The organism is Rhodovulum sp. PH10 (genome assembly GCF_000293785.1).
In the GTDB taxonomy this organism is placed as follows: domain Bacteria; phylum Pseudomonadota; class Alphaproteobacteria; order Rhizobiales; family Xanthobacteraceae; genus Rhodoplanes.
Genome location: NZ_AKZI01000181.1, coordinates 1 through 6,392, shown reverse-complemented (window position 1 = coordinate 6,392; position 6,392 = coordinate 1). Strand labels below are relative to the sequence as shown.

Below are 6,392 nucleotides of genomic sequence, written 5' to 3'. Positions count from 1 at the left end.
CCGTGCCGATGATGCCGAAGCCCTCAAAAAGACGCAACGGTAGTACTAGATCCGGCCGGACCGACGGTCACCTCCGAGCGCCTTGGGTCGGGCGTCACCTTGCACCGAGACGCGCCGCCTCCACCGGCTGACGCTCGCCGCGCTGACACCGAACCGCTCACCGGCTTGCCGGTGCGACATTCCTTCGGCGACTGCCTTCAGCACCCGCGTCCGCAGATCGAGAGAATGGGCTCGCGACATGCCTGCCGGCCTCCGTCCCCGGCAGACAGCTTGAATCACCTCCCCACCGATTTGGGAATCCCACTCGATTCACTCTGGTCGGCTACCGCTCTAGTGAACCAAAACATGCCGCCGACTTTCCAGAGTCCTGGCAAAGCCGGGTCGTTCCAGATCGGGTCCAAGACCGAAAGCAGATCTGGTGTTTTTGAAATATAATGAACGGGACATAGAACATCGATCGCGTCCCCGCCCAAAAGATAGCATCCCAGAAGATACTGTTCGCTATAATAACGACGTAGCCACGCGGTAGGATAATCGTATGGTAAGAAAACGTCATGAATCCCGACAATCACACCCGGGGTGAGTGACGGAACGATTTCCGTCAGAAAAATCGTGGCGTCCGAGTTCTGAAAAACGCGATGGCTTCCGTCGAGAAAAGCAAAATCGCCGACCCCTAGGTTGCGGAAAACATCTAGGTCGATGCTCTCGAGAGGCTGCCGAATGACTTCATCGCAAAGTTCATCGATCTCGGTCCGCGGTGTAGGGTCTATGGAGCAAAGACGCGTCGCTAAGCCGAAATCTTCTATGGCGCGACGGGCGAAGCGAGTAGAGTGTCCCGAGCCGATCTCGATGTAGGTGGTCGGCCTGCTGTGTGCGATCAGAGTATAGAGCGAGATTGCATCGAGCGCACTGAACCATTCATTAATCCAGACGGGCTCCGTGTTCGCCGTCCGGCCGTTATCTTCGACTGGGATTCGTCGGAATTGGTTCTGGTACTGCAGGGAGCCCCTTAGGAAGTTTCTATAGCTCTCGTGTTTCGCGCCAATTCTGGCCCGTATTGCCGGGGACGGAGGGCGTTCTTTGGGGTGAACGTAATAGTCGACTGGTACAAAATAGGTGTGAGGGGATAGTTCTGTCGGGATGGAGACGTCGGGCGGAGGAAAGGTGTAATTCATGTCTTTCTCCTTTGCGGTGTACTGCCGCCAGCGATCTAATTCTCTGCGCTCGCAGCCGACCCGTCGACCTATCGAGCAGGTAGCGTTCTCCGAGAGGTTCATCCGAAAGGGTATGCTGCGTTCAACAAGACCGCAGCAGCCGGCGTTCGCGCAGTGCCCGGAGACGGCGGGTCAGGCCCAGGGGAACCGTTGCGAACCACAGAATTCTGATGACCCGATCGCTCTCGGTGAGTTCCTCTGCAAGTGCACAGTGAGCCGCGGTGAGGCGTTCCAGCTCGTGTTCGCGCTGCTCGACGCGGTGACGCAATACCGTCAGCTCGGCCTTCATGCGGCCGATCTCGTCCTCCGCGATCGCATTTTTGGTTGCGAGCTGTCCGAGTTGACCTTCGAGCTGCACGACTGTCGCCGCGGACTCCGACGTTCGACGATGAAGTTCCTGGCGCTCTGCGTCGTATTCGTTGAGCTTTCGCTCAAGCTCGCGCCTGTGCGCCTCGCCCTCACGGATTCGGCGCTGATCGGCCCGGACGAGCGAACCGTACAGATGTTCGGCTTTGCCGACGCTCCGACGAACGCGGTCGAGGGTCGCCAGTGCTGCGGGAATGCTCGGGTCGGACCGCAGGTCGAGCAACGCGTTCCATGTCTCGGCGCACAATGATTCGAGAGGATCCTCCCCGTCCAGCCTTCCCGACTCGCTCCCGTGGTGGCGTAGCTGGGTCGAAAGAAACGCGTCGATTGCGTCTTCGGCACGCGAAGCCGCATTCGGCCATACGATGTCCAGTGTGCTTCCCAACTGCCTCGCTGTCGCCTTCCAATCGGTGAGAAGGTCGTCGTAGAGCACGAAGCTCCGCGGGACGTCACGGGTCGTCACCTCGGCTTCCAGGACGTGGTGCAGCCAAAGGTGCAGCCCCTGTGCCCGCGGAAGTCGGTTCCGGTGCTGCAGCGAATGTGACACTTCGAGCGGATGACGGAGCCCGTGAATCGCGACCGTACGCCCGCCGAGCCGCTCGAGGGCTGCCCTCCATAGCGGCACCAGGTGGCACATGCGCGGGTCTTTGACTGCAAAGATCGGCTCTTCGAGAAATTCTGCTCGGATGATATCGACCAGCTCGTCCACCAGCTGGCTCCCGACCGGCATACTCAGCCAGTCGGTCGGAAAGGCGAGCGGCTCATCCCAGCTGGAACCAAAGCGGGTAAGTAACCGGTCGTGGAACGCGAGAGTGCTCCTGTTTTCGAAAAAACCCTTCGGATTGTCGGTCGACGGCCCCAGCAAATCGCCGGGCACCGGCACGCCTAGTCGCGCCAAGGTTCCTGCGAGCGCCGACGTGCCGCTGCGATGCATCCCGAGAACCAGGACGGCCACCGGTCCACTGGTTTCACCGTTTGCTCGCCCGCTGGACGGCGTCTCGCTCGTGTGCGTCACCGCGATCTTCCCCTTCCGCTTCTGGTTCGCTTCCGACTACCAGTCCATGCAATTGCTGTCACCCGTCTGCCGGTTGCGGTTCGAGCCTCGACGGCCGAGCCGGCTCGGGTGCGGTTGATGCGGGAACGGTCCTGAGATATTGACACCTCGTGTCCGGATGTTCGAGGCCGAGCGCTCGGTGGCCACGGCAGGCGTTTGCGCGACCTCGAGGGACCTCCCGATCCGCCACTGCAAGTTCGCCGCTTCCGGGTTCCGTACCGCCGATCGCGGTCGTCCGTCGAACGTTCAGGAGTATCCAATGTCGGAGGCGCAGGTGCACGCCATCGTTCATTTTGCGACAGCGTTGACGATGCTCCTCGGCGCGCTGGTCCTCTTCGTCTCCGCGAAGAAGTCGGCGAAGAGAGCCATGCGAATCCTCTCCGCTGGTGGGAGCAGCGCGGAAGACGACTACGTCGTCATGCGTGGCACGCTGGCGTTTTTCGTCTCCGGCGCCTTTTTCGTCGCGCTCTTCGTGTGGGGCCTGGCGAGGCTCTTGGACGTCGAGCAGTGGATGAACCTGATCGGGACGAGGTGATTCGGGCGTCGATTCCAATGCCGTCGAGCCGCAGCCGCGTGCGCGATCAGACATGCGTGCGGCTTCTGACGGGTCGGGTCGACGAGGGGCCGCTTTGGTGTCGCCCGCGCTCGGTAGCAATCAGATTCTGTCGCCTTTCGTGCCCGGACCGGGCTCTCGCGCCCGCTCCTTCACTTCGATGGTGACATCGAACACCTCGGGCTTACCGTTCGCGGGAGCCATTCCGTACACGACACGATCGGTGCCGACGAAGTCGGCCCGGGACCGATAGAAGATCACCTGCGCCGGCAGCTTCAGTCGCGGGCAGCCGGCGATCTTGTTGGTGGTCAGCTCTCCCCTCCGCACCGTGAGGGTGCCGGATTTGGGAGGCGTCAGCACGGTGATGGTCGGCAGGGCGGCCGGTGAGCAACTCGCCTTGTTGCCGCTGGCATGGACGTTGATCCGGACGGACGTGTCCTGGACCGCCTCGCGTGTCGAGTAGTTGGCTGCCTGCCCGAGCGCGGCGCCAAGCCCGGCCACGACGACGAGACTGCTTAGTCCTGCGCTCCGAATCCATCCTCGCATGGGTCACCTCGTCGATGGTCGGGATCGGCCGGCCGCGATCGCCCACGTGCCGGGGCCGGTCGCGCCTATGACGCCGAAGGCCGGCATCTTACACCGGCGGGTCCCGGGGGCCAGGGAAAGTGCCCTTCGCTTCGATGTCGGGGTCCCGTGATGCCGACCGAGGCTCTATCTCAGCGAATCGATCAGGGCTTTTTGGCGCGGCAAGCAAATCCCGTGCAAGTCGTAGCGCTCGAGAATGGTCCGGCGGGCCTCGCGCCGCAGTGGCTCGAACCGGTCCGGATGGGCGAGCGCCTCGTCGAGCCGGGCTGCCAGTGCCGCGTGGTCGTGGAAGTCGACCAGAATGCCGTTGTGACCATCGCGGATCACCTCCTCGACGGGCGACGTGCGCGAGCCGATCACCAGACACTCGGCCGCCATCGCCTCCATCATCGACCACGACAGGATGAACGGATAGGTGAAGTAGACGTGGGCGCGGGAGACGTACAGCGCGCCGAGGAATGTCTGGTACGGCACGCGCCCGAGAAAATGCACCCGTGAAAGATCGAGGTCCACCTCGGCGAGCATCTGCTGCTTGTGGGTTTCGCCCTCCGGAAGGGGATTGCCGTAACTGGTCTTTTCCCCGCCGATGACGATCACTTGCGCATTCGGCCGTTTCCGTAACAGCTCGGCGAATGCCCGGAACACCGGCCGAATACCACGCACGGGCTCAAGTCCCCGCGCAACGTAGGTCACCACTTCCTGGTCCCGCGTGATCAGCCGCCCATCAGGCAGCCGAAGGGCGGGCTTCGCCGGTCGACGAATCGCCTGGGTATCGACGCCATCGTGAATGACGTTGATTTTACTTTGGAGTTCACGAGGAAAAGTCGAATATTGCCAGTAAGTGGGAGAAATCCCGGCGGAGCAGATGTCTCCTGCCACGTAGTTCGGAACGTTCTTCATGCGAAGCACGAATGGTGCGTTCGGGTTGTGGTCGTAATCGGGATCGAACTCCCGGAAGAGTTCGTCGTGATGAAACCACTCGAAGTATGCGAGCAAGGGCACCTTCGGAAAGACGTCGCGAACGAACATGAGCTCTCCCCAGCTCGAGTGTCCGATCATCAAATCCGGAACGACCCCGTGCTGATTCTTCAGCTGAAGCAGGGTTTTCGCGACGCGCGATGCATATCGCACCTGCGCGATCTCGGGTGACTCCTTGGCCGCATCGATCTTGTAATGCGCCTTGTAGACGCCCCGGGGCGGGGGCGCCTCTCCGTTCGTAATGAAAATCACGCGATGGCCGCTCGCAGCCATCGCTGGTGCCAAATAACGGAATTGCGCCGGAATATTCTGATGGATGAACACCAGCGTTCGGCAGCCGGGTGAAGGAAGCGTGAACAGGGCGAGACCCGATCGATACAACATACCAAATACGCGGCAATTGCTACCACGGGCTCGAGGGTGTGGCAACATGGGCCTGGGCCCTCGCGAGGATTGGGAGAGTCCGTCCGGTTTCAAAAACGGCCCTCATGGACGGGGTTGTATTCGTGATGTATTCTCGTTATCTGTGAGGTTGGGACCCGAAGTGCGTGCTCGGAGATCATGGCTGATCAACCGCTTATCATTAGTTGCTTGTTCGGAACTCTGTCCCAGAGGTGTTACGAAGCCATCCCGGGAAGGGAGTGTCTTTTTTTCTCGAACAATCCTTCAATGAGGGCTGCCGCCGAAGCTGCCGGCTGGCGATTCATGTTGGTGAAGTGCCATCCGCTCTCGGACGATGTCCGGATCTCGTCGATGCAGGCGAAATACGTCAAATTTCTTCAGTTTTTCGAAGAGTTCCCTGGGTACTCCGGCCGCCGCGAGATCATTTATCTCGATCACAAGTTCCAGGTGAAGGACAGCCATGTCGTTTGGATGGAAAAGAAGGTATTGCCGGGCAAAGTCATATTGATCCGAAACACTCCGCGTCTGAAAGTTTCCATTCAGGACGAGATCGACGACGCGCTCGGTCAGGAACGGTACGCGGTCACGATGCCTCAAACCGTCGAGTGGCTCGAGGATACGTTGTTCAAAAAAGCACTTTTGATGAAAAACCGCATAATGAATACGGGTTTGATTTACTACAAGGACGTCCCCAAAGCGATGCCTCTGTTGACTGAAGTCTATAAAACGGTATGGCGCCTCGCGCAGCCGGAATGTCAGATCATTTGGGCTTGTCTGTCTCAAGAATACGAGCACATGATCCAGCGAGTCGATTGGGGGGATCTGAATCCGACCTGGAGGGCACCCTGAGTGCGGATTCGTGTCGATGGTTTCGCCGACGGGGGTACCTCTTGCCTCTCTCGATTCGAGTGTGAGCCTGTTCGCCGGACTGTCACATTGAGCGCCGGCTGCGATGTGCTCGCCTGCGCCGTCCGAGTGTCCTCCCCTTCGACCGAGGCAAAGCTCCAGGACGAGGGCGACGAGGAGGTTGTGTCGGCCTCGATCGTAACAGACATGCCGTTCGGCATGAATTGTCGAAAGGCGGGTTTTCGTGGTGTCTGAACGGCGGGATTGATGGATGCCGAAAAGCAAAAAACGTGGGTGAGTTTTCGCCGTTCATGGTGTCGATGCTGTCGTGCACTTGTCGGGTACGAGCCGATCCAAGAAGATCGGATTCACGCGGAGTGGGTTGGTCTTGCCA

Annotated in this window: 6 protein-coding genes and 1 pseudogene; 2 read left to right on the top strand and 5 right to left on the bottom strand. The window is 60.2% G+C overall.

Annotated elements, in window-relative coordinates; all coding sequences use genetic code 11:
- Window positions 1-48: 48 nt before the first annotated feature.
- From A33M_RS23310 to A33M_RS20830, 3 genes and pseudogenes are all read right to left on the bottom strand, one after another.
- A pseudogene (locus A33M_RS23310) lies at window positions 49-240 on the bottom strand (helix-turn-helix domain-containing protein); the annotation flags it as partial.
- A gap of 35 nt (window positions 241-275) precedes the next feature.
- The gene (locus A33M_RS24295) at window positions 276-1,175 is read right to left on the bottom strand and encodes a class I SAM-dependent methyltransferase (protein WP_157223603.1); all 900 of its coding nucleotides are present in this window, start codon (window positions 1,173-1,175) and stop codon (window positions 276-278) included.
- Window positions 1,176-1,296: 121 nt separating this feature from the next.
- Window positions 1,297-2,595, bottom strand: a complete 1,299-nt coding sequence (locus tag A33M_RS20830; protein WP_157223602.1) for a sulfotransferase family protein — start codon at window positions 2,593-2,595, stop codon at window positions 1,297-1,299.
- A 157-nt stretch (window positions 2,596-2,752) separates the two neighbouring features.
- Between A33M_RS20830 and A33M_RS20825 the strand changes: the two genes are divergently transcribed.
- A complete protein-coding gene (locus A33M_RS20825; RefSeq protein WP_040622304.1) occupies window positions 2,753-3,169 on the top strand; it encodes a hypothetical protein in 417 nt (138 codons plus the stop codon).
- Window positions 3,170-3,289: 120 nt separating this feature from the next.
- Here the strand turns inward: A33M_RS20825 and A33M_RS20820 are convergent, their stop codons facing one another.
- The gene (locus A33M_RS20820) at window positions 3,290-3,733 is read right to left on the bottom strand and encodes a hypothetical protein (RefSeq protein ID WP_157223601.1); all 444 of its coding nucleotides are present in this window, start codon (window positions 3,731-3,733) and stop codon (window positions 3,290-3,292) included.
- A 165-nt stretch (window positions 3,734-3,898) separates the two neighbouring features.
- Window positions 3,899-5,074: a glycosyltransferase gene (locus A33M_RS20815; protein WP_192814139.1), complete on the bottom strand. Its 1,176-nt coding sequence runs from the start codon at window positions 5,072-5,074 to the stop codon at window positions 3,899-3,901.
- 345 nt (window positions 5,075-5,419) lie between these two features.
- On the opposite strand from A33M_RS20815, the gene A33M_RS20810 reads away from it, so the two are divergent.
- Complete coding sequence (locus tag A33M_RS20810; RefSeq protein ID WP_040622301.1) at window positions 5,420-6,001, top strand: hypothetical protein; 582 nt, start codon at window positions 5,420-5,422, stop codon at window positions 5,999-6,001.
- The last annotated feature ends 391 nt before the right edge of the window (window positions 6,002-6,392 follow it).